General features: G+C 60.6%; 20 protein-coding genes and 1 tRNA gene. 4 read left to right on the top strand and 17 right to left on the bottom strand.

Annotated elements, in window-relative coordinates:
* Nucleotides 1–17: 17 nt before the first annotated feature.
* The 10 genes from deoA to LXM96_RS10175 all read right to left on the bottom strand — a co-directional run bounded on the left by deoA (nt 18) and on the right by LXM96_RS10175 (nt 9,365).
* Nucleotides 18–1,334 (bottom strand): thymidine phosphorylase, encoded by a 1,317-nt coding sequence (gene deoA, locus LXM96_RS10220; protein ID WP_239998571.1) that lies wholly within the window; start codon nt 1,332–1,334, stop codon nt 18–20.
* The gene (gene deoC / locus LXM96_RS10215) at nt 1,334–2,104 is read right to left on the bottom strand and encodes a deoxyribose-phosphate aldolase (RefSeq protein ID WP_239998368.1); all 771 of its coding nucleotides are present in this window, start codon (nt 2,102–2,104) and stop codon (nt 1,334–1,336) included. The genes deoA and deoC overlap by 1 nt, the downstream gene beginning before the upstream one ends.
* Nucleotides 2,105–2,221: 117 nt before the next feature.
* Nucleotides 2,222–3,019, bottom strand: a complete 798-nt coding sequence (locus LXM96_RS10210) for a purine-nucleoside phosphorylase (RefSeq protein ID WP_239998367.1) — start codon at nt 3,017–3,019, stop codon at nt 2,222–2,224.
* Nucleotides 3,016–3,408 carry a cytidine deaminase gene (locus LXM96_RS10205; protein ID WP_239998366.1) on the bottom strand — a complete coding sequence of 131 codons (393 nt, stop codon included), beginning with the start codon at nt 3,406–3,408 and terminating at the stop codon, nt 3,016–3,018. The genes LXM96_RS10210 and LXM96_RS10205 overlap by 4 nt, the downstream gene beginning before the upstream one ends.
* Before the next feature lie 3 nt (nt 3,409–3,411).
* A complete protein-coding gene (locus LXM96_RS10200; RefSeq protein ID WP_239998365.1) occupies nt 3,412–4,383 on the bottom strand; it encodes an ABC transporter permease in 972 nt (323 codons plus the stop codon).
* 10 nt (nt 4,384–4,393) lie between these two features.
* A complete protein-coding gene (locus tag LXM96_RS10195; protein ID WP_239998364.1) occupies nt 4,394–5,497 on the bottom strand; it encodes an ABC transporter permease in 1,104 nt (367 codons plus the stop codon).
* 7 nt (nt 5,498–5,504) lie between these two features.
* Nucleotides 5,505–7,028: an ABC transporter ATP-binding protein gene (locus tag LXM96_RS10190; RefSeq protein ID WP_239998363.1), complete on the bottom strand. Its 1,524-nt coding sequence runs from the start codon at nt 7,026–7,028 to the stop codon at nt 5,505–5,507.
* Nucleotides 7,029–7,099: 71 nt separating this feature from the next.
* Nucleotides 7,100–8,092 carry a BMP family lipoprotein gene (locus tag LXM96_RS10185; protein WP_239998570.1) on the bottom strand — a complete coding sequence of 331 codons (993 nt, stop codon included), beginning with the start codon at nt 8,090–8,092 and terminating at the stop codon, nt 7,100–7,102.
* A gap of 241 nt (nt 8,093–8,333) precedes the next feature.
* Nucleotides 8,334–8,984: a peptide-methionine (S)-S-oxide reductase MsrA gene (msrA, locus tag LXM96_RS10180; protein WP_239998362.1), complete on the bottom strand. Its 651-nt coding sequence runs from the start codon at nt 8,982–8,984 to the stop codon at nt 8,334–8,336.
* Between the two features lie 60 nt (nt 8,985–9,044).
* Nucleotides 9,045–9,365, bottom strand: coding sequence for a hypothetical protein (locus tag LXM96_RS10175; RefSeq protein WP_239998361.1), 321 nt, complete (start codon nt 9,363–9,365; stop codon nt 9,045–9,047).
* 211 nt (nt 9,366–9,576) lie between these two features.
* Between LXM96_RS10175 and LXM96_RS10170 the strand changes: the two genes are divergently transcribed.
* The 3 genes from LXM96_RS10170 (at nt 9,577) to LXM96_RS10160 (ending at nt 10,469) form a co-directional block, all read left to right on the top strand.
* A tRNA-Ser gene (locus LXM96_RS10170) sits at nt 9,577–9,666 on the top strand.
* A 100-nt stretch (nt 9,667–9,766) separates the two neighbouring features.
* Nucleotides 9,767–9,934 carry a hypothetical protein gene (locus tag LXM96_RS10165; protein WP_239998360.1) on the top strand — a complete coding sequence of 56 codons (168 nt, stop codon included), beginning with the start codon at nt 9,767–9,769 and terminating at the stop codon, nt 9,932–9,934.
* 148 nt (nt 9,935–10,082) lie between these two features.
* Nucleotides 10,083–10,469 carry a DUF1236 domain-containing protein gene (locus LXM96_RS10160; RefSeq protein ID WP_239998569.1) on the top strand — a complete coding sequence of 129 codons (387 nt, stop codon included), beginning with the start codon at nt 10,083–10,085 and terminating at the stop codon, nt 10,467–10,469.
* A gap of 60 nt (nt 10,470–10,529) precedes the next feature.
* On the opposite strand, the gene pncB is transcribed toward LXM96_RS10160, so the two are convergent.
* From pncB to LXM96_RS10125, 7 genes are all read right to left on the bottom strand, one after another.
* Nucleotides 10,530–11,834: a nicotinate phosphoribosyltransferase gene (pncB, locus tag LXM96_RS10155; protein WP_239998359.1), complete on the bottom strand. Its 1,305-nt coding sequence runs from the start codon at nt 11,832–11,834 to the stop codon at nt 10,530–10,532.
* A gap of 133 nt (nt 11,835–11,967) precedes the next feature.
* Nucleotides 11,968–12,294: a hypothetical protein gene (locus tag LXM96_RS10150; protein WP_239998358.1), complete on the bottom strand. Its 327-nt coding sequence runs from the start codon at nt 12,292–12,294 to the stop codon at nt 11,968–11,970.
* 74 nt (nt 12,295–12,368) lie between these two features.
* Nucleotides 12,369–13,322 carry a 2-hydroxyacid dehydrogenase gene (locus tag LXM96_RS10145; protein ID WP_239998357.1) on the bottom strand — a complete coding sequence of 318 codons (954 nt, stop codon included), beginning with the start codon at nt 13,320–13,322 and terminating at the stop codon, nt 12,369–12,371.
* Nucleotides 13,323–13,336: 14 nt separating this feature from the next.
* Nucleotides 13,337–14,965, bottom strand: coding sequence for an ABC transporter ATP-binding protein (locus LXM96_RS10140; protein ID WP_239998356.1), 1,629 nt, complete (start codon nt 14,963–14,965; stop codon nt 13,337–13,339).
* Between the two features lie 4 nt (nt 14,966–14,969).
* Nucleotides 14,970–16,115: an ABC transporter permease gene (locus LXM96_RS10135; protein WP_239998355.1), complete on the bottom strand. Its 1,146-nt coding sequence runs from the start codon at nt 16,113–16,115 to the stop codon at nt 14,970–14,972.
* Nucleotides 16,115–17,194 (bottom strand): microcin C ABC transporter permease YejB, encoded by a 1,080-nt coding sequence (locus LXM96_RS10130; RefSeq protein WP_239998354.1) that lies wholly within the window; start codon nt 17,192–17,194, stop codon nt 16,115–16,117. The genes LXM96_RS10135 and LXM96_RS10130 overlap by 1 nt, the downstream gene beginning before the upstream one ends.
* A gap of 124 nt (nt 17,195–17,318) precedes the next feature.
* On the bottom strand, nt 17,319–19,157 hold the full coding sequence (locus tag LXM96_RS10125; RefSeq protein ID WP_239998353.1) for an extracellular solute-binding protein: 1,839 nt from the start codon (nt 19,155–19,157) through the stop codon (nt 17,319–17,321).
* Between the two features lie 194 nt (nt 19,158–19,351).
* Between LXM96_RS10125 and mepA the strand changes: the two genes are divergently transcribed.
* Nucleotides 19,352–20,374 carry a penicillin-insensitive murein endopeptidase gene (gene mepA / locus LXM96_RS10120; RefSeq protein ID WP_394801929.1) on the top strand — a complete coding sequence of 341 codons (1,023 nt, stop codon included), beginning with the start codon at nt 19,352–19,354 and terminating at the stop codon, nt 20,372–20,374.
* Nucleotides 20,375–20,406 lie beyond the last annotated feature (32 nt).

The following is a 20,406-nucleotide window of genomic DNA, read 5'->3' as shown; positions in this document are numbered from 1 at the left end:
GTCTCGTGCCGCCGGTCTCAGCCGATCCGCTTGAGGACAACCGGCTGGGGCGCCGGCGGCCCATCGTCAATCGTAAAGCAGCGGCTGACGTTCTTGGCCATTGCCTCGCCCTGAGCGTGATTGGCAGCATGCACGAAGGCGATCGGCTCGCCTCTCGATACCTTGGTACCCAGCGGCAGTATGCGGTCGATACCAACCGCGTGATCGATGGCATCCGTCGGGCGTTTGCGACCACCGCCAAGTTCCACCACGGCCAGACCTAGGTCCCGCGTGGCGCAGCCTGACAGCCAGCCGTCGGTCTCGGCCGTCACTGGGACGACAACCGATGCCTTGCGCAGATGACGATCAGGATTTTCTGCGAGATCGGGCGGGCCACCAAGCAACGAGACCATGCGAGAAAAATGCTCCTTTGCCTTGCCGCTGTCCAAGGCAGCCTGAGCACGCGCTGAAGCGTCCTGCCGATCTGCCACCACGCTCGCCTGAACCAGCATCTCTGCCGCGAGAGCCATGACCACATCATGCAGGCGCGTGTCGTTCTTTCCGCCGGACAGAAAATCGAGGCAGTTGCGGATCTCCAGCGCATTGCCGGCAGCATCCGCCAGAGGCTGGTTCATGTCCGTCAGAAGGGCGGTGGTGCGCGTTCCGGCACCATTTGCCACCTCCACCAGCGAATGCGCCAGAGCCTCCGCCTCCTCCATGCTCCCCATAAAGGCACCGTTGCCGACCTTGACGTCCAGGACCAAGGTCTCAAGCCCAGCGGCGAGTTTCTTGGACAGGATGGAGGCCGTGATCAGAGGCACCGATTCCACCGTCGCCGTGACGTCACGGATCGCATAAAGCCGCCGGTCCGCCGGCGCTAGGTCGGCCGTCTGACCGATGATGGCGCAGCCGGCCTCCGCCACCACACGGTGCAGCAGGTCTACGTCCGGCATGACGTTGTAGCCGGGAATCGACTGCAGCTTGTCGAGGGTCCCGCCGGTGTGTCCCAAGCCGCGTCCAGAGATCATCGGGACGGCGAGCCCGCAGGCGGCGACGATCGGGGCCAGCATCAGGGAGACGTTGTCGCCGACGCCACCGGTGGAGTGCTTATCGGCGACCGGCCGCCGGAGGTCGGGCCAATGCATGACCTCACCACTGTCGCGCATGGTAAGCGTCAGGGCAACCGTCTCGTCTCGCGTCATGCCGCGGAAGAAGATCGCCATGGCGAGTGCTGCAGCCTGGCCTTCGGTGATCCCGTTGTCCGTCAGGCCCTGGATGAACCCCGTGATCTCCTCGCGAGACAGCTCAAGGCCATCGCGTTTGCGCCTGATGATCTCCTGCGGGATCATGACGATCAGTATCCTGTTGCCGCCCGCTGCGACGGCTGGCCGCTCAGTACAGCAAGGATATCATCAAGAAGGCTCGATGCGCCGAAGCGGAATGTCGGCGGCATGACCCAATTGGGACCCATGATGGTTTCCGCCAGACGCAGATAAAGATCGGCATCGGCAACCGTTCCGATCCCGCCCGCCGGCTTGAAGCCGACAGCTTTTCTGGAAGCACGGATGACGCGCAGCATGATGTCGGCAGCTTCCAGCGTGGCATTGACGGCCACCTTGCCCGTCGACGTCTTGATGAAGTCGGCACCGGCATCAATTGCGAGTTCGGATGCCCGACGGATGTGCGCGCTATCTCTGAGTTCGCCTGTCTCGATGATGACCTTTAGGCAGGCGTGGGGGCAGGCGTGCCGCACCGCCTCGACCATCTGCGTCACCACAGCCTCGTCACCGTCGAGGAAGGCCCTGTAGGGAATGACAAGATCGATTTCGTCCGCACCATCGGCGATCGCACCGCGCGTTTCCTCAACCACCTCCGCCACCTCCATGTTGCCGGAAGGGAAATTGACGACGGTTGCGATCCGGATCGAGCTGCCGGCCCCAAGGATCTTGCGCGCGTGGGCGACGAAGCGCGGCCAGATGCAGATGGCAGCTGCCGCGCCATAGGGGGTGGTTGACCGTCGGCAGAGAAGCTCAATGGCTTCATTGTCGCAGTCATCTTTCAGGTTCGTGAGGTCGAGCAGCGATAGCGCAAGGCTTGCCGCCTCCCGCGGAGTATTGATCTCCATGGTGGATACCTCCTCGTTTCGGTTTCTCATCATCCGTACTGAAAGGACCTGACGCAAGCTCAAGCCCGGCTAGAACCCTGCTGCCGCAGCCTTTGCCCGTCAACATAACTGATTCTGCTAGGCTTTTTCTGACAGCATTTCCTGAAGAATGACCGCCAGGCGCTTTCCGCCGACAGGCGCCATGTCCTTTGTTTCCTCGTGGCTGAGCTCGCCGCCCGTCATTCCGGCTGCATAATTGGTGATGACGGAGGCTGCCGCGACCCGCAGTCCAAAGTATCTCGCGAGGATCACTTCGGGGACGGTGGACATGCCGACGGCGTCTGCCCCCAAAGTCCGTGCCATGCGAATCTCGGCCGGCGTCTCGAAGCTTGGGCCAGAAAACCACATGTAGACGCCGGAGAAGAGCGGAATAGCACTGCGGATCGCGGCATTGCGCATGTCCAGCGACAGCCCCGCATCATAAGCGTTCGTCATGCCGACGAAGCGGCCGTCGCCTTCCTCGCCGATCAGCGGGTTCATGCCGGAGTAGTTGATATGGTCGGTGATCTGCATCACCGATCCGGGCGGCATGTCTTCACGAACGGAGCCGGCCGCATTGGTGAGGATCAGCGACTGGACGCCTAACCCTTTCAGCACCTCGATCGGGAAGCGCATCGCCCGCGCGTCGCCCTTCTCGTAGTAATGCGCACGGCCGGACAACATGATCACGGGTTCTCGGCCGAGGTGTCCTGCCACCAGTTCACCCGCATGCCCGGTGACGCCGCTTGTGGGGAAACCCGGGAGGTCGCGGTAGGAGATCCGGATGGGATCGCTCACGTTCTCGACCAATGTTCCTAGGCCGGAGCCGAGGATCACCGCGCAGCGCGGCATGAGGCCATTCAGGCGCTCGACGAGGAGATCGGCAACGTCCTTCATCCGATGACATCCGTATCGAAGGCGTAGGGAAGGAGGTCACCCATTGTGAGGGTTTTCTGAACGCCCTGATCGTCGCACAGATAGATGCGCGTGCCGGCGGAGGCGAACTCGGCGATCTTCTGCCGGCATCCGCCGCAGGGGGTGCAGAGCGGCAGCTTCTCGGCGATTACGGCGAGCTCGGCGATCTTGCGGCCGCCGCCCATAATCATGGCGCTGATCGCGCTCGGTTCCGCGCACCAGCCCTGCGGAAACGAGATGTTCTCGATATTGGCACCGACATAGACCTGCCCGTCATCGGCACGAATTGCGGCGCCGACCGGGAACTTGGAATAGGGCGAATAGGATTTGTCCATCGCCGAGCGCGCTGCTTCGAAGAGGTCGTGGGACATCGCTCAACGCTCCTTTACATAGGGGACGCCGCCGGCCTTGGGCGCGCGGGCGACGCCGATGAAACCGGCCAAGAGGACGCAGGTCAGGATATAGGGCAGCGCCTGGAAAATCTGCACCGGCACTTCGCCGATCAGTGGCACCGACTTGCCCTGCATGAAGTTGGCGATCGCATCAAGGAAGCCGAAAAGAAGGCAGGCGAACATTACCGGTACGGGCCGCCACTTTGCAAAGATGAGAGCCGCAAGCGCGATATATCCCTTGCCGGCCGACATGTTGTTGATGAAGGCCGCAGACTGCGCGATCGCGAGATAGGTTCCGGAAAAACCGCAAAGGAAGCCGGCGACGATGACGGCGCGATAGCGCATCCAGGTAACCGAGATGCCTGCCGTATCGACGGCACCCGGGTTTTCCCCGACCGCCCTCAGCCTCAGGCCGAAGCGGGTACGAAACAGCACCCACCACGCAAGCGGCACGGCAAGGAAGGCCATGTAGGTGAGGATATTGTTGCCGGAGATGACATTGGCGTAGAGCGGCCCGATGATCGGCACGTCGCGCATGGCATCGGCGCCCGGAAGGATAATGGGGGAGAACCGCCCCTCCCCCGACACTTGCGGGGTCCGTCCGCCCTGTCCGAACCAAGCCTGGCCGAGGACGACTGTTAGCCCTATGGCAACAAAGTTCAGAGCTACACCGGAGACGATCTGGTTGCCCCGGTTGGTGATGGACGCAAATCCGTGGACCAGCGAGAAGAGGATGGAAATGGCAATGCCAGCAAGGAGGCCAAGCCAGGCCGATCCTGTGAGATAGGCGGCGACGGCGGATGCGAAGGCGGCTGCCAGCATCTTGCCTTCCAGGCCAATGTCGAAAATGCCGGCCCGCTCCGAAAACAAGCCGGCAAGGGCGGTGAACAGCAGCGGGATAGACAGACGGACGGTCGAGCCGAGGATGCTGACGAGGATGTCGAAGTTTTCCATCTGTCTCTCCTCAGCCTTTCGCGAACTGCTGATAGATCCGAACGACAGCAGGCCGCAGCATATATTCCAGTGCGCCTGCAAACAGGATGACGAGCCCTTGGATGACGACGATCATGTCGCGGGTGATCGTCGGCATCTCGAACGAAAGATCGGCGCCGCCCTGGTAGAGGATCCCGAAGAGAAGGGCCGCCAGGATGATGCCGACGGGGTGACTGCGGCCCATCAGCGAGACGGCGATGCCGACGAAGCCTGCCCCGGCAACGAATTCCACCTGCAGGCGAGCCGCCGCACCATTGACCGCATTCAGCGCCATCATTCCAGCCAGGCCACCGGAGATCAGCATTGCGATGATGACAGTACGGGCATAGGGCACGCCGGCATAGATGGCCGCCGACGGGCTGATGCCGAGCGTGCGCATCTCGTAGCCAAACTTGGTGCGCCAGATCAGCAGCCAGACGAGGTAGCACATCACCAGCGCGATCAGGAACGAGACGTTGAAGGGCGCCGGACCGAGCTTCAGTCCGAAGAGTGCCATCAGCCAGTCGAGCTTCGGCAATTGGCCACCCTCGAGGAAGGTGCGCGTTTCCGGCGCCATCTTGCCCGGCACGATGAAGACGTTGACCAGGAGGTAGACCATCAGCGCGGCGCCGATGAAGTTGAACATGATGGTGGTGATGACGATGTGGCTGCCGCGCTTGGCCTGCAGCCAGGCGGGAATGAAAGCCCACGCCGCACCGAAGATAGCAGCGCCAGCGATCGCAAACGGCATGGTTACGTACCAAGGGACGTAGTGATCCAGCGCCAGGGCGGCGAGCGCTGCACCGAGCCCGCCCACATAGGCCTGACCTTCTGAACCGATGTTGAACAATCCGGCGTGGAAGGCGACCGCCACGGACAGGCCCGTGAAGATGAAACTCGTGGTGTAGAAGAGGGTGAAGCCGATTGCGTCGCCGCGGCCAAGCGATCCCTGGATCAGGAACTTCAGCGCCTCGAACGGACTTTCTCCGATCCACCAGACGACGAGGCCAGAGAAGAAGAAGGCGAGAAGCAGATTCAGCAGCGGGATCAGGCCATAGCTGATCCAGTTGGGCAGAGGCACGGATGCAGTTGTCATGAAAGCCTCACGCCGCGATGCCGGCCATCATCAGGCCGAGGGTCTGTTCGCCAGCTTCGCTGGTCTTCTCGCCGACGATCTTGCCGGCAAACATCACCAGGATGCGATCGGAAAGGGAGCGGATCTCGTCGAGCTCCACAGAAACGAGAAGCACCGCCTTGCCCGCGTCACGCGTCTCGATGATGCGGCGGTGGATGAATTCGATCGCGCCCACGTCAACGCCCCGAGTAGGCTGGCCTACGATCAGAAGCTTGGGATCGCGCTCAATTTCGCGCGCGACAACGATTTTCTGCTGGTTTCCGCCGGAAAAGTTTGCCGTCTTCAACCTCGGGTTCGGCGGGCGAATATCGTACTTGGCGATTTTGTCCTCGGCGTCCTTACGGATGGCCTCGAGATCAAGGAAGGCGCCGCTGCCGTACCTCTGATCGCGGTGATAGCCGAGGATGGAATTCTCATACTCCTCGAACTTGAGTACGAGACCCATGTGGTGGCGATCTTCCGGGATGTGAGCAAGCCCGAGTTCGCGACGACGCGCGGCATCGAGCTCCGCCACCGGCTGCCCATCAATGAGGATCTTGCCGGAGGAGGGTTTGCGGATGCCGGCGATCGCCTCAAGCAGCTCGGACTGGCCGTTCCCGGCGACCCCGGCGATGCCGACGATCTCGCCCGCACGAACATCGAAGGAGACATTGTCGACCATTTTGACGCCGCGGCCGTCCTTGACGGTGAGGTTCTTTACCGACAGCAGCACCGGACCTGGCTTCGCCTCGCCCTTCTCCACATGCAGAAGCACGCGCCGGCCGACCATCAGCTCGGCGAGTTCCTCGACCGTGGTCTCAGCCGTTGCTCGCGTTGCGACCATTTCGCCCCGCCGCATCACGGAGACTGCGTCGGTGATCGCCATGATCTCGCGCAGCTTGTGGGTTATCAGGAGGATCGTCTTGCCCTGATCGCGAAGCACGCGCAGGACGTTGAAGAGATGATCGGCCTCCGCCGGTGTCAGCACGCCCGTCGGCTCGTCCAAGATCAGAATGTCTGCACCACGATAAAGCGCCTTCAGGATTTCGACGCGCTGTTGCGCCCCGACCGGCAGATCTTCAACGATCGCGTCTAGGTCAACCTCCAGTCCATAGTCCTTCTGCAGGCGTTCGAGTTCGCCGCGTGCGCGGGCCGCATCACGCCCGAGCAAGGCGCCACCCTCGACGCCCAGCACCACGTTTTCCAGTACGGTGAAGTTTTCCACCAGCATGAAGTGCTGGTGGACCATTCCGATCCCGTTGGAGATGGCGGCCTGGCTGTCACGGATGACGATGGGCTTGCCGTTGATCCGGATCTGACCCTGGTCGGCCTGGTAGAAGCCGTAGATGATCGACATCAGGGTCGATTTTCCAGCGCCGTTCTCGCCGATGATCCCGTGAATGGAGCCCTTGGCGATCGTGAGGTTGATGTTCTTGTTGGCGTGCACCGGCCCGAACTTCTTGTCGATCCCGACAAGCTCGATCGCCGGCGCTGGTGAAGGGTCGAGGCTCAATCGTCCGCCTTTCAGATTCGGGCATGAAGAGGGCGCATGCGGATCTCAAACCGCATGCGCCCTCCGTGTTCTTAGTTCGGGCAGGAATTGTCCGACATGTAGTCGTGGACCTTGACGGTGCCGGCGATGATGTCAGCCTTTGCCTTCTCGGCAGCGGCCTGCATCTCCGGCGTGATCAGTTCCTTGTTGTTCTCGTCGACCGCGTAGGTCACGCCATCCTGCTCGACACCGAGCGACTGGACGCCGGCGGTGAAGGCGTCGCCCTGGGTGTCCTTGAAGGCGTTGTAGACGGCAAGATCGACGCGCTTGACCATCGAGGTCAGCACATCGCCGGGATGGAGGTGGTTCTGGTTGGAATCCACACCGATGCCGAGCTTGTCGTTGTCAGCCGCCGTCTGCAGAACGCCGAGGCCGCTTGCCCCCGCTGCCGCGTAGATGACGTCGGCGCCCTGGTCGATCTGGTTCTTGGTCAATTCGCCGGCACGAACCGGATCGTTCCAGGCCGCACCCGTGGTGCCGACCATGTTCTGGAAGACCTCCGCATCCGGATTTGCGGCCTTGACGCCCTGGACGTAGCCGCAACCGAACTTGCGGATCAATGGAATGTCCATCCCGCCGACGAAGCCGACCTTGCCGGTCTCGGACGCCATGCCCGCGAGCAGGCCAACGAGATAGGAGCCTTCTTCTTCCTTATAGACGACCGAACGGACGTTCGGGAGATCGACCACGGCGTCGACGATGACGAACTTGGTGTCAGGGAACTCGGCCGCAACCTTTTCCATGGCCGAAGTCCAGGCGAAGGAGACGGCAACGACCGGGTTATAGCCTCGGCTTGCGAAGTTGCGGATTGCCTGCTCGCCCTGCGTGTCGCTGGTCGGCTCGAAATCCCGGTACTCGACCCCCGTTTCTTCCTTGAACTTTTCGGCGCCGCCATAGGCTGCCTCGTTAAAGGACTTGTCGAACTTGCCGCCGGTCCCATAGACCAGCGCCGGCTTGATCTCAGCTGCGAGCGCGGTTGCCGACATTGCGGCCATGGCCATGAGGGTCAAAAGGGTTTTCTTCATCATGCAGCCCTGTTTTTTTGTGTTGATAGCTGGGTCTTCCCGCATCTTCGCAACAGCGCGTGCCTGCGGCGACCGATCCTCCCCGTAAGAGACCGGCTTCCGGCACTTTTGCATGTGCAGGCGAAAAATTCACCCGATTTTTTGCTCTTGGTAAATATCCGAAGCTTGCGGTCGAGCCTGCACAAAAAAATGCCGCGGATCGATGAAATCCGCGGCATGAAGACGTGCGCTTGCCTTGAATCTACCCGGCGGGGCAGCTGACGCCGGTGCCCTTCAGGCCACAATAGCCGCCGGGGTTCTTCGCCAGATACTGCTGATGGTAATCCTCGGCATAATAGAAGACGTCGATCGGCGCGATTTCGGTGGTGATCTTGCTCTTGTGACCGGCAGCCTGCAGAGCGTCCTGGAACGCCTCAAGCGCCTCGCGCGCCTCCACCGCCTGCTCCTCCCTGGTGGTGTAGATTGCGGAGCGGTAGGTGGTGCCGATATCATTGCCCTGGCGCATACCCTGAGTCGGGTCATGCTCCTCAAAGAAGATCCTCAGCAGCTCGCGGTACGAAACCACCGCCGGATCGAAGACCACCTTCACGATCTCCGCGTGGCCGGTCAGCCCCGTCGTGGTTTCCTGATAGGTCGGGTTGGGTGTGATCCCGCCAGCATAACCGACTGCGGTCACATAGACCCCCGGGATCTTCCAGAACAGCCGCTCGGCACCCCAGAAGCACCCCATCCCAAGATAAGCGACCTGAAGCCCTTCGGGATAAGGTCCCTTCAACGCCCGGCCGTTGACGAAGTGCATTTCCGATGTCGGGATCGGATCCGGTCTGCCCGGCAGTGCCGTCTCCGACGTCGGCATGGCGGTCTTCTTGTTGAACATGTCGATGACAAACATCGCAAACCTCCTGGCGTGGGTGGAATGTCAGGCTTTGGCGAGTGGCGCCGCGCCTCCGGATCAGGCCGAGAACCGCCCGGCGAAACGGGGGCGGCGATAGCCCATCATCCAGAACAGCAAGGACAGCGCGAGAAACACGGCGAAGGCTGGCTGCGCCAAGAGCGGCGCCACCGCCCAACCCCAAACATCAGGATGGATATAGTGACCCACCGCCTCCTCCGCCAGGGCGAGGCTGACCACGTCAAGGTTCTGCCAGTGATTCCCGAGCGACGTCATGACGACGGAAGAGGATGAGACCGATTCGATCGAATCGAGCGTGCCAGCCATGATCGCCAGCAGCAGGCAAAGCAGACTGAGGAAGTGAAGGAAAGTGCGGATCAAGGGCGCAGGCTCCGGGGTCTTGGCGAACGAAAACAAGGGGCGCCCGCCGTTCTTCAGCGATACCGCGTGGCGCAAACTTGCGCAACGAATGCAGCATCTCACAGGATCAGGCAATTTTGCGAGAGATTCCGGTTGATCCGGAGGAGAACCTCGTTATATATCGCGCCCGACCGCTGCTTTGCAGCTTGTGCAGGCAGCCCTTACTCTTCAAGGACAGGTGGCCGAGTGGTTGAAGGCGCACGCCTGGAACGCGTGTATACGTGAAAGCGTATCGAGGGTTCGAATCCCTCTCTGTCCGCCATTCCCTCCCCCTCTGATTCCGAGATCGAGATGGCGGCGATAGGTCCGCACAAGCCTGAACTGCGATTTCTCCGCTGCCGGATGTACGGTATAGGAGGAAGATGACCTTGTCTCACGAACGCGATAACTCAGAGTTGATCTCCGAACAGACGCTTGCGCTTTTCCTGGAAGACAACAGCATGGATCAGCTGACGGACATCCTTGTCGATTCGCTTGAGGAAACGCTGAGCCTTTTGCGTGACGAATACTGCTTCGAAACCGTCCATTGAAACAGGTCGTCTTCGACGACCGTTCCTGATGCTCCCCCAATCTAACGCGGTATAACCAACCGTTACAGGACCGGCGGAACCAGAGTTCAACGAATGTGTTCTTCTGCGCGGAAGGGCACAGATAAGGAGAACTCTAATGAAAAACGTCATGCTAGCTTCTTGCGTTGTCGCCGTAGCTTCCTTCGCCTCGGGCGCTTTCGCTCAGGAAGGGACTGCAAGCGGCGCAGCCGGCGGTGCAGTAACCGGTGCCATCATTGGTGGACCTGTCGGTGCAGCAGTCGGCGGTATTGCAGGCGCAGCTCTCGGTACGGCGATCGATCCGCCGCCGCAGGAAGTTGTGACCTTTGTTCAGGAACAGCCGGCTCCAGCAACACCCGTCGTCATCGAGCGACAGATCGAGGTTGGGCAGCCACTGCCTGAAACCGTAGTACTGACACCGGTTCCCGAACACACCAGCTATTCCTATGCCGTGGTGAACGAGCAGCGGGTGATCGTGGATCCTGAGACCCGGACGGTCGTCCAGGTCATTCAGTAACCCACCACGTCAGATCATACTCAGGTCAGAGGCTCTGCTCACGCGGAACCTCTGGCCGCTTCACACTAGCACCGCCTGCTCCACGCGATCCTGAGCGCCGAAGAAACGCAGATATCGCTCCACCTCCGCAGGATCCCCCGTTGCCTTGCGCGGATTGTCGGAGAGCTTTACGGCGGGCCGTCCGTTGGCATGGCTGACCTTGCACACCAGCGAGATGGGCTTCAAACTTTCCACGTGCTGTGGCGCGCAACGGGCAAAATCATTGGTGAGATTCGTTCCCCAGCCGAAGCTCATTCGGACGCGACCCTCGAAATGCCGATACGTATCGATGATGGCATCCACGTCCAGGCCGTCGGAAAAGATCAGGAGCTTCCCCCGAGGATCCCGGTTCATCCGCCGCCACCACTCAATGATCCTTTCGCCGCCTTCGACGGGAGGAGCGCTGTCGGGGCGGAAGCCGGTCCAATCCGCGACCCACTCAGGTGCATCTCGAAGAAAAGCGCTGGTGCCAAAAGCGTCGGGGAGAACGATCAAGAGGTTTCCCCCATAGAGCGTGTTCCAGTCCTTGAGCACCTTGTAGGGAGCAGCGCGCAGTTGTTCGTCCGTTTCCGCCAAGGCCGCCACAACCATCGGTAGTTCATGCGCGTTTGTCCCGACGGCCTCCAGATCGGAATCCATGGCTAACAAGACATTGCTGGTGCCGGTGAACGCGGGACCAATCCCCTCCTTCAGGGCCTCCACGCACCAACGCTGCCACAGGAAGCTATGACGCCGGCGAGTTCCGAAGTCTGAGATGCGGAGGCCTGGGAGCGTGCGCAGACGCTCAACCTTCTCCCACATCTTGGCCTTTGCGCGTGCATAGAGAACATCGAGCGTGAACTGGCCCATATGACGCATGGCGGCGCGTGAGCGGAGTTCGTTGATGATCGCGAGCGCCGGAATTTCCCACATGGTGGTTTCCATCCAGCGTCCGTGAAAATGCAGCTCATATTGGCCATCACGCCGCGACAATTCATACTCGGGCAGCTGGTAGGTCGCAAGCCAGTTCAGAAATTCGGGCTCGAAGATCTGCTTACGCCCATAAAATGTGTTACCCGCCAGCCAGATCATCTCCTTCTTGCTCAAGTGGAGGGTCCGAGCGTGATCGAGCTGTTCACGCAGTTCGTGCTCATCGATCTCGTCGGCCAGGAGAACGGTCTTTGTTCTGTTGATCAAAGAGAAGGTCGCGTCCACCTGCGGGTAGAGCTTCCAGATCATCTGAAGCATCAGCAGCTTATAAAAATCCGTATCGATCAGGCTGCGGATAATGGGATCCAGCTTCCAAGCATGATTGTAGACCCGACTTGCGATGTCCGTCTTGGTCATACTGCCCGCCCTGGCCTCGCGGGAGACCTTACCTGTATGTTTTTTCTACAGAGGCAGCCGAACCGCCTCTGTAGAAAGACTAGGAAATTTCGGCAAGCAAGTCCACAGCTGCAGTTGCGTCACGCTTCCGCGACTAGTTTGCCGGCGCACTGGTCGAGGGGGCTGGGGCGGGGGCATCGGCAGGATTAGCAGAGGGCTGCGCTTCCTGTGTCCCGGGTGTTGTGTCACCCGCCGGCGGTGTAGCGGTCTGTTCTGCCGGCGGCTCTGTGGCCTGGCCCCAGATCTCCGCAACGCCCCAGGCGATCGCAAGAAGGATCAAGGCGGCTATGAGCACTTTCAGAACAGGAAATCCAGCCCGACCCTGCCTGGCTTCAGTGGCGCTCATCGGCGCTTCCGGGCCCGCCGGGCCCGGGTGACCTGGAGCCGGGCGGGGCTTGTTGAAATCTGATCGGTTATTCATGTTTTCGCTCCTCTAGGCGGCCGAACCGCCCTTGTTGCAAAGGAACGACCGTGCTGCGAAGAGGTTCCGGCTTCTTAATATCCGCTCGTCCGGTCAACCACATGCTCAAGCGGCTGCCCTTGCTCGAATCGGCTGATCTGAGAGCGCACATGGCGAAACAGGGCACGGGCATCGGACGCGGACGCGGCGTGTGGTGTGATGAGCACGTTCTCCAACGACCAAAACCTACTCTCCGGCGGAAGCGGCTCGGTCCCGAATACGTCCAGCGAAGCGCCGCGGAGGGTTCCTTCCTCAAGGGACGCAAGCAAATCCGCTTCGTTCTGGCTCCCGCCACGCCCAGCGTTGATGAAGATGGGGCCGCCGAGGGCGCCATCCCTGCGCAGCCGCGCTAACAGGCTTCTGTCAAAGATGCCCCGGGTATCCGGCGTCAGGGGTAGCAATCCTACCAGGAGGTCCGTGCGAGAAAGGAACGTCCCAAGCTCATGGCCCGCAAAGGTCTCGATTTCCTCGAGCTCCTTCTTCGTTCGGGACCACCCAAGGACGTTAAAGCCCATCATCTTCAACTTTACAGCCGAATCACGACCGAGCACGCCGAGGCCCATGATGCCGACCGTGACGTCCTTCGCCTCCGGCTGCGAGAGTTCGCGCCAGAGATGATCACGCTGTTGTGCAAGATATGCCGGCACCTGGCGCAGATGGCTCAGGCACTGCAGCACGACCCACTCGCTCATCCGAGTCGTGAGGCTCTCATCGACAAATCGGACGATCGGAATCTCCGGCAGATCCGGCATCGCAAGTAGGTGATCCACCCCGGCGCCCCCGGAAAACAGCACCTTCAGGTTGGGCGCCCGATCAAAAAGATCGGGGTCCGGTTTCCAGGCTACGAGGTAGTCGGCACGGGAGAGATCCTGGGACTTGTCTGACGCCTGCAAGACCTGGCGGCCAGGGAACGCTCCTTGGAGCGCCGACTCGATCTCCCGTCGATCGAACTTCAGATCGACGACAAGGGCACCTGGAGAAGAAGGCATGACAGTCCTTTTGCTTACTGGCTGACGGCTGCCGTGTCGACGGCCTCGAGGTTGAAGGCAGCCGCCATCAGCGCCTTTGTGTAGTCCTTTTCCGGTGCCTGGAAGATCCGCTCCGCCGGCCCCTGCTCGACCACCTTGCCGGCGCGCATAACGATCACGTGGTTGGCCAGAGCCTTTACCACCTTCAGATCGTGACTGATGAAGAGGTAGGCAAGGTCGTGCTTCTTCTGCAGATCGCGCAAAAGATCAACGACCTGCGCCTGCACCGTCATGTCAAGCGCCGACGTGGGCTCGTCGAGCATGACGAAACGCGGCTTCAGCACCATGGCGCGGGCAATGGCGATGCGCTGGCGCTGGCCGCCGGAGAACTCGTGCGGATAGCGCCAGCGTGTGTCCGGATCGAGCCCCACTTCGGTCAGCGCCCAGCGCACGCGCTCATCCCGCTCGTCGGCAGAAAGCGACGGTTCGTGCACCTTCAGCCCTTCGGCAATGATCTCCCCCACCGACATGCGTGGGCTGAGAGAACCAAAAGGATCCTGAAAGACGACCTGCAAACGGTCGCGCAGCGGGCGCATCTGCTTGAAGGAGAAGCTGTCGATGTCGTTTCCAATGAAGGCGATCCGCCCTTGCGAGGAGATCAGCCTCGCCAGCGCGAGACCAAGCGTGGTTTTTCCGGAACCGGACTCGCCGACCACGCCCAAGGTCTCGCCCGCCCTCAGCGACAGACTGACGCCGTCGACCGCCTTCACGTGATCGACGACCTTGCGGAGGAACCCCGCCTTGATCGGGAACCAGACCCGGATGTCTTCGCCTTCCATCACAACCGGCTTGGCAGGATCGGCAAGCGGCGGCTCGCCCCGCGGCTCGGACGCCAGCAGATGGCGGGTGTATGAGTGCTGCGGGTTGACGAAGACGCTTTCCACGTCGCCGCTCTCCACGATCTTGCCCTTCGTCATGACGCAGACGCGATCGGCGAACTTGCGCACGATGCCGAGATCGTGGGTGATGAAGAGCATGGACATGCCGTGCTCTCCCTTGAGCCGCCGCAGCAGTTCGAGGATCTGTGCCTGGACCGTGACATCAAGCGCGGTCGTCGGTTCGTCAGCAATCAGCAGCTTCGGCCGGTTGGCAAGCGCCATGGCGATCATGACGCGCTGCCGCTGCCCACCCGACAGTTGGTGCGGGTAGGCCTGCAAGCGCTTCTCCGGCTCCCGGATGCCTACCTGGTTCAAGAGTTCGAGAATGCGGCTGCGCGCTGCCTGCCCTGATATGCCCTGGTGAAGGTCGAGGATCTCGCCAATCTGCTTTTCGATGGTGTGAAGGGGATTGAGCGAAGTCATTGGCTCTTGGAAGATCATCGTGATCTCGTTGCCGCGCACCCGCCGCAGCGCCTGCTCCGGCGCCTTCAGCAGGTCCTGGCCGCCGAACAGGATTTCTCCGGACGGATGACTGGCCGATGGATAGGGCAGAAGCCTCAGGATGGAGTTGGCCGTTACCGACTTACCGGAGCCGGACTCACCCACCAGCGCCAGGACCTCACCGGACTTGATCTCGAACGATACGCGGTCGACGGCAAGGGACGTTGTCCCCCCTTGGTGGAAGGCGACGGAGAGATCACGAACGGAAAGAAGCGGTTCTGTCATGGCGTCACCCGAACGTCTTGCGAGGGTCGAAGGCATCGCGAACGGCTTCGCCAACGAAGATCAGCAGCGACAGCATGATGGACATTGTGAAGAACGCCGTCAGCCCCAGCCACGGTGCCTGCAGGTTGTTCTTGCCCTGGGCGATCATCTCGCCCAGCGACGGAGATCCGGGCGGCATCCCGAATCCGAGGAAGTCGAGGGAGGTCAAGGTCGCAATCGAGCCGGAAAGGATGAAGGGCAAGAAAGTCAGAGTAGCGACCATGGCATTCGGCAGCAGGTGACGGAACATGATCGTCCAGTTGCCAACGCCAAGCGCCCGCGCCGCATTCACATACTCGAAATTGCGGGCTCTGAGGAACTCAGCCCTGACGATGCCGACGAAGCCCACCCAGGAGAAGAGCAGCATGATGCCAAGCAGAACGAAGAAGCCTGGCGGCAGGATCGCGGCGATGATCAAGAGAATGTAGAGAACTGGCATCGAAGACCATATCTCGATGAAGCGCTGGAAGAGCAGGTCCGTCCAGCCGCCGAAATACCCTTGAACCGCGCCGGCGGTGACGCCGATCACGGCGGATGCGATGGTCAAGGCAAGTCCGAAGAGGACGGACACCCGGAAGCCGTAGATGATGCGGGCGGCGACATCGCGCGCCTGGTCGTCGGTTCCGAGCCAATTGAGATTGCCGAGAATGCAGCCGGGATCCTCCTGTCCGAGCGGATAGCCGGCACACCGCTGGTCGGGGTCCATCAGCCAGAAGGGGGCAGTCGGCGCAGAGTGCGGAATGTTGGAGTTTACCGTCAGGTAGGAATAGCGGATCGGCGGCCACACCATCCAGCCATTCGCCTCGATCTCGTTGGAGATGAAGGAAGACCGGTAGTCGGTGGTGGCGAGAAAACCGCCGAACTTCTCTTCCGGGTATTCCACCAGGACAGGAAACAGGATCTCCCCCTTGTAGGAGGCGACGATCGGCCGGTCATTGGCGAGGAACTCAGCGAAAAGGCTGAGCACAAACAGGACCATGAAGATCCAGAAGGACCAGTAGCCGCGCCTGTTTGCCTTGAAGTTTTGCAGCCGGCGGCGGTTGGTCGGCGACAGCCAGTGGCGCTTGGCGGGCAGGCTTTCAGCCGACATGGTCGAAGCGGGCGCGTTCATCAAACGTCCCTCCTCTCGAAGTCTATCCGTGGGTCGATCCAGGTGTAGATCAGGTCGGAGATCAGGCTGACGACGAGGCCCATCAGCGAGAAGATGTAGAGAGTTCCAAAGACGATGGGGTAGTCGCGATTGACGATGGCGAGATAGCCGAGGCGGCCCAGGCCATCGAGAGAGAAGATGTTCTCGATCAGAAGGGAGCCGGTAAAGAAGGCCGAGATGAAGGCGCTGGGAAAGCCGGCGATGACGATCAGCATGGCGTTTCGGAAGACATGGCCATAAAGCACGCGTCGCTCCGGCAGGCCCTTGGCCCGGGCGGTGGTGACATATTGCTTGCGGATCTCGTCGAGGAAGGAGTTCTTGGTCAGCAGCGTTGTCGTGGCGAAAGCGGACAGGGACAAAGCGATCAGCGGCAGCGTCAGGTGCCAGAAATAGTCAATGATCTTCTCCCACCAGGAGAGCTGGGAAAAGTTTTCCGACACCAGACCACGCAGCGGAAACCAATCCAGGAATGAGCCGCCGGCGAAGAGCACGATCAGCAGGATGCCGAACAGGAAGCTCGGCACCGCATAGCCGACGATGATCACGCCCGACGTCCACACATCGAAGGCCGAGCCATCCTTCACGGCCTTGCGAATACCGAGCGGAACGGAGATCAGATATGAGATGATCAGGATCCAGAAGCCGAGCGAAGCCGAAACAGGCAGCTTGTCGATGATCAGATCGATCACTGAGGCGTTGCGGAAGAAGCTTTCGCCAAAGTCGAAGCGGACATAGTCCCACATCATGTCGAGGAACCGAGTCAGTGGCGGCTTGTCGAAGCCGAACTGCTGCTCGAGCTTGGCGATGAACTCGGGATCCAGGCCCTGGGCACCTCGATATTGTCCGTCATCACCGCCGACCGGAGCCGTCAAATCGCTGCCGCCGGATAAACGGTCACCGGTATCCTGACCCTGAATCTGTGCGATGATCTGCTCGACCGGCCCCCCAGGCGCAAACTGAACAATCAGGAACGATATGCCCATAATCCCGATCAGCGTCGGGATCATCAGCAGCAATCGGCGGAGGATATAACTACCCATCAGACCCGATCACTCGTCGATTTTGCGTCACCGCCTGTATGTCTCAGAATCAAGCACATGTCCTTTTCATTGAGACGAATCACCTGACCATAAGGAACTGCTGGGCTTGTGCTGCGCAAGCATCTTAATTGCCCGCCTGTGGCGCAAACCAGGCGTCAGGAAAGCCCGTCCCATATTCTGGCAGTGGTTCCGGGTGAGCGATCCTGTTCCAGTACGCAATCTTCTCCTCTCCAGAATAGAACATCGGCACCACGAAATGATTGGCCAACAAAACCCTATCCAAGGCCTTTACAGCCGCAACCTGCTCCTCACGGGTAGCTGCGAACACGATCTTCCGGATCAGGGTGTCTACCGCCGGGTCGCTGATGCCCGCGTAGTTTCGCGATCCTTCACGGTTGACGGATTCTGTTCCCCAGTACTCCATCTGCTCGTTTCCGGGATTCATCGTTTGTGCCCACACCCCGTAGATCATGTCATAGTCGAAGCTGCGGACCCGATTGATGTATTGGGAGGTGTCAACGGAGCGAAGCCGCGCATCAATGCCGATCCTCTTGAGGCTCGCAACATAGGGCAGCACGGTCCGCTCCTGCGAGGCGCTGCTGAGCAGGATCTCGAAGCTCAAAGGCTCGCCGGTCTGCACATTGACCATTCGATTGCCTCTCAGCTCCCATCCCGCTTCTTTGAGCAAGCCGACAGCGGTTCTGAGGTTCTCCCGTATCTTGTCCGGCTCACCGCCCACCGGATTGGTGTAAGGCTTTGTGAAAACCTCTGGCGGAACCTGATCCTCAAGTTCCTTCAGAATCTCGAGCTCCCGCCCCTCCGGCAAACCTGAAGACGCGAGATCCGTCCCCCAGAAAAAGCTATCGACGCGCTTAAGCCCACCATGCGCCAGGTTTTTGTTGAGACTTTCGAAGTCATACGCATAGTTCAGCGCTTCCCGGACACGCGCATCCTTGAAGATCTCGCGGCGGATGTTTGGCACAAAGGCCTGCATGACCCCGGTCGCCTTGAAGGGGTTTGTCAAGGCTTCGCGGATCACGCGTCCTTCCTTGACAGCATCGAAGTCATAGCGGGTAGCCCAGCTGCTGGAGCTGTTTTCTCGCCGGTAGTCGATCGTCCCCGCACGGAAGGCCTCGAAAGCCACGTCGGAATCCGCAAAATAGGTATAGCTGATGGTGCCGAAATTATACTGGCCGAGATTGATAGGCAGGTCTTTGCCCCAATAGTCATCTCGCCGTTCGTAGGTGATCTTTCCTCCGGGCTGCACGGAGGCAACCTTGTAGGGTCCCGAGCCCAGCGGTGGCTTCAGGGTCGTTCTCGAAATGTCTCTTTCGTTTCCGTCTTCATCTTTTGCTTCCCACCAGTGCTTGGGGAAGATCGGAAAATCCCCGACGATAGATGGCAACTCCTTGTTGTTCTTCTCGTCGAATCGGAAGGTCACCTCGCGGTCACCGGTTTTCTCCACGCCAGATACATGCCTGTAGTACCCGGAATAGAAGGCGCTGTGTTGCTTCAGCTGCTCCATACTGAAGATCACGTCTTCCACTGTGACGGGGGCGCCATCTGCCCACTTGGCCTCAGCGCGCAGACGGAATGTTGCGGACGACATATCATCTGGGTAGGTCACCGCCTCCGCCAGGAGCCCGTAGGAGCCGAACACCTCGTCTTCCGACCGCTTGAGGAGCGTATCATAGATGTTGCCCAGCCCCGCGGCAGGCGCACCTCGATCAATGACAAGGTTGAGGTTGTCGAAGGTGCCTTCGCTTGCCAGCCGCAATTCGCCACCCTTCGGGGCATCTGTATCAACATAAGGAAGGTGCTTGAAATCTGCGGGCAGTTCAGGTTCGCCTATCACGGCAATCCCGTGACGCCATTGCGGTTGTTCGTCTGCCAAACCAGGCAAGGTGAGCAGCGCCGTCGCAAGGGTGATGATCGCACTTCTCGTCAGCCAGCTCAAACTCATCTGAGACCCCTTTTCTGTTCTTGTTGCCCGGAGCATAGGGCAAAGTCAGGCAAAATACAGACCAAGGCGCTCACAAGCGATTTATCATTGGCTTCACCGCCGGCCGATCTCCGTTTCACCAAAATCCGGTTTCACGGTAAAATCGATCAACGTGATTTGCGGGGACGACAGCAGGCATGCGCAGCACAAAAAGAATGAGTACCCAGATTCTGGCAGCAGGCTTGGGGATGACTGCATTCGCGGGAGGGGTCGCAGCGGAGACGAAGCCGGCCAAGGAGCTTTTTGGTGCGGCCAAGCGGCCGAGCCAAAGCGCCGCTGCGCCGATCGGATCGTATGCCAAGGGATGCATGGCGGGAGCTGTCGCTCTTGCGACGGATGGAGTGACGTGGCAGGCGATGCGGCTTTCGCGTAACCGTCGCTGGGGCCATCCGGAGCTGATCGCGCTACTGGAGCGCTTCTCAGTGGATGCGGCCGCTCTGGGCTGGGGATCTGGCATCCTGGTAGGAGACATCTCGCAGCCGCGGGGCGGCCCGATGCTCTTCGGCCATGCATCGCACCAGATCGGCCTTGACGCCGATGTCTGGTTCACGCCCAAGCCAGCCACGCCGCTTTCGCCGCAACAGCGCGAGGACATGCCCTTCACATCCATGCTCGACAAGAGCAAGTTCCTGACTGTCGATTCCAGGCGCTGGAGTGACACCCATGCGCGGGTCGTGATGCAGGCGGCGAGCTACCCGCAGGTGGAGCGGGTCTTCGTCAACCCGGCGATCAAGAAGAAGCTCTGCGACACCTGGCGCGGCGACCGCTCCAATCTCGGCAAGGTCCGGCCGATCTACGGGCATGACGAGCACTTCCATATCCGCCTCGGCTGCCCTGCAGGAGCGAGTAACTGCAAGCCGCAGGCGCGGGTGGGCGAAGGGGACGGCTGCGACAAGTCGCTCGCCTGGTGGTTCACCGACGAGCCGTGGGCAAAGCCGAAGAAGGATCCGAACGCAAAGCCGGTCAAGCCGCGCCAGGTGATGCTGTCCGATCTTCCGAAGGCTTGTGCTGCCGTGCTCGCCGCGCCTGCTGCCGCGTCTACCGAAGCAACTATGGCCGCCTATTCGTCACCGGCAGCCACGGCGCCCCCTGTCCAGAACATCGAGACGATCATCCAGGAAGCTTCTCAGCCTTTGCCTGAGCAGGGACCAATGCCACTTCAGAGGCCGTTTGACTAAGGCTGCGGGCGCTCCACTTTCCAACGGCATCA

Origin of the sequence: Rhizobium halophilum, from assembly GCF_021648825.1 — a bacterium.
Taxonomy (GTDB): domain Bacteria; phylum Pseudomonadota; class Alphaproteobacteria; order Rhizobiales; family Rhizobiaceae; genus Neorhizobium; species Neorhizobium halophilum.
The sequence above is the reverse complement of the archived record's forward strand: the minus strand, read 5'-3'. Positions and strand labels throughout refer to the sequence as shown.

What these genes read in the sequence shown, in the direction of transcription:
- deoC (WP_239998368.1), bottom strand. Translation starts at nt 2,104, where the DNA reads ATGGAGATCAATACTCCGCGGGAGGCGGCAAGCCTTGCGCTATCGCTG.
- mepA (WP_394801929.1), top strand. Translation starts at nt 19,352, where the DNA reads ATGAGTACCCAGATTCTGGCAGCAGGCTTGGGGATGACTGCATTCGCG.
- LXM96_RS10210 (WP_239998367.1), bottom strand. Translation starts at nt 3,019, where the DNA reads ATGAAGGACGTTGCCGATCTCCTCGTCGAGCGCCTGAATGGCCTCATG.
- LXM96_RS10195 (WP_239998364.1), bottom strand. Translation starts at nt 5,497, where the DNA reads ATGACAACTGCATCCGTGCCTCTGCCCAACTGGATCAGCTATGGCCTG.
- LXM96_RS10185 (WP_239998570.1), bottom strand. Translation starts at nt 8,092, where the DNA reads ATGAAGAAAACCCTTTTGACCCTCATGGCCATGGCCGCAATGTCGGCA.
- LXM96_RS10160 (WP_239998569.1), top strand. Translation starts at nt 10,083, where the DNA reads ATGCTAGCTTCTTGCGTTGTCGCCGTAGCTTCCTTCGCCTCGGGCGCT.
- pncB (WP_239998359.1), bottom strand. Translation starts at nt 11,834, where the DNA reads ATGACCAAGACGGACATCGCAAGTCGGGTCTACAATCATGCTTGGAAG.
- LXM96_RS10135 (WP_239998355.1), bottom strand. Translation starts at nt 16,115, where the DNA reads ATGAACGCGCCCGCTTCGACCATGTCGGCTGAAAGCCTGCCCGCCAAG.
- LXM96_RS10140 (WP_239998356.1), bottom strand. Translation starts at nt 14,965, where the DNA reads ATGACAGAACCGCTTCTTTCCGTTCGTGATCTCTCCGTCGCCTTCCAC.
- LXM96_RS10125 (WP_239998353.1), bottom strand. Translation starts at nt 19,157, where the DNA reads ATGAGTTTGAGCTGGCTGACGAGAAGTGCGATCATCACCCTTGCGACG.
- msrA (WP_239998362.1), bottom strand. Translation starts at nt 8,984, where the DNA reads ATGTTTGTCATCGACATGTTCAACAAGAAGACCGCCATGCCGACGTCG.
- LXM96_RS10145 (WP_239998357.1), bottom strand. Translation starts at nt 13,322, where the DNA reads ATGCCTTCTTCTCCAGGTGCCCTTGTCGTCGATCTGAAGTTCGATCGA.
- LXM96_RS10200 (WP_239998365.1), bottom strand. Translation starts at nt 4,383, where the DNA reads ATGGAAAACTTCGACATCCTCGTCAGCATCCTCGGCTCGACCGTCCGT.
- LXM96_RS10165 (WP_239998360.1), top strand. Translation starts at nt 9,767, where the DNA reads ATGACCTTGTCTCACGAACGCGATAACTCAGAGTTGATCTCCGAACAG.
- LXM96_RS10130 (WP_239998354.1), bottom strand. Translation starts at nt 17,194, where the DNA reads ATGGGTAGTTATATCCTCCGCCGATTGCTGCTGATGATCCCGACGCTG.
- LXM96_RS10150 (WP_239998358.1), bottom strand. Translation starts at nt 12,294, where the DNA reads ATGAATAACCGATCAGATTTCAACAAGCCCCGCCCGGCTCCAGGTCAC.
- LXM96_RS10205 (WP_239998366.1), bottom strand. Translation starts at nt 3,408, where the DNA reads ATGTCCCACGACCTCTTCGAAGCAGCGCGCTCGGCGATGGACAAATCC.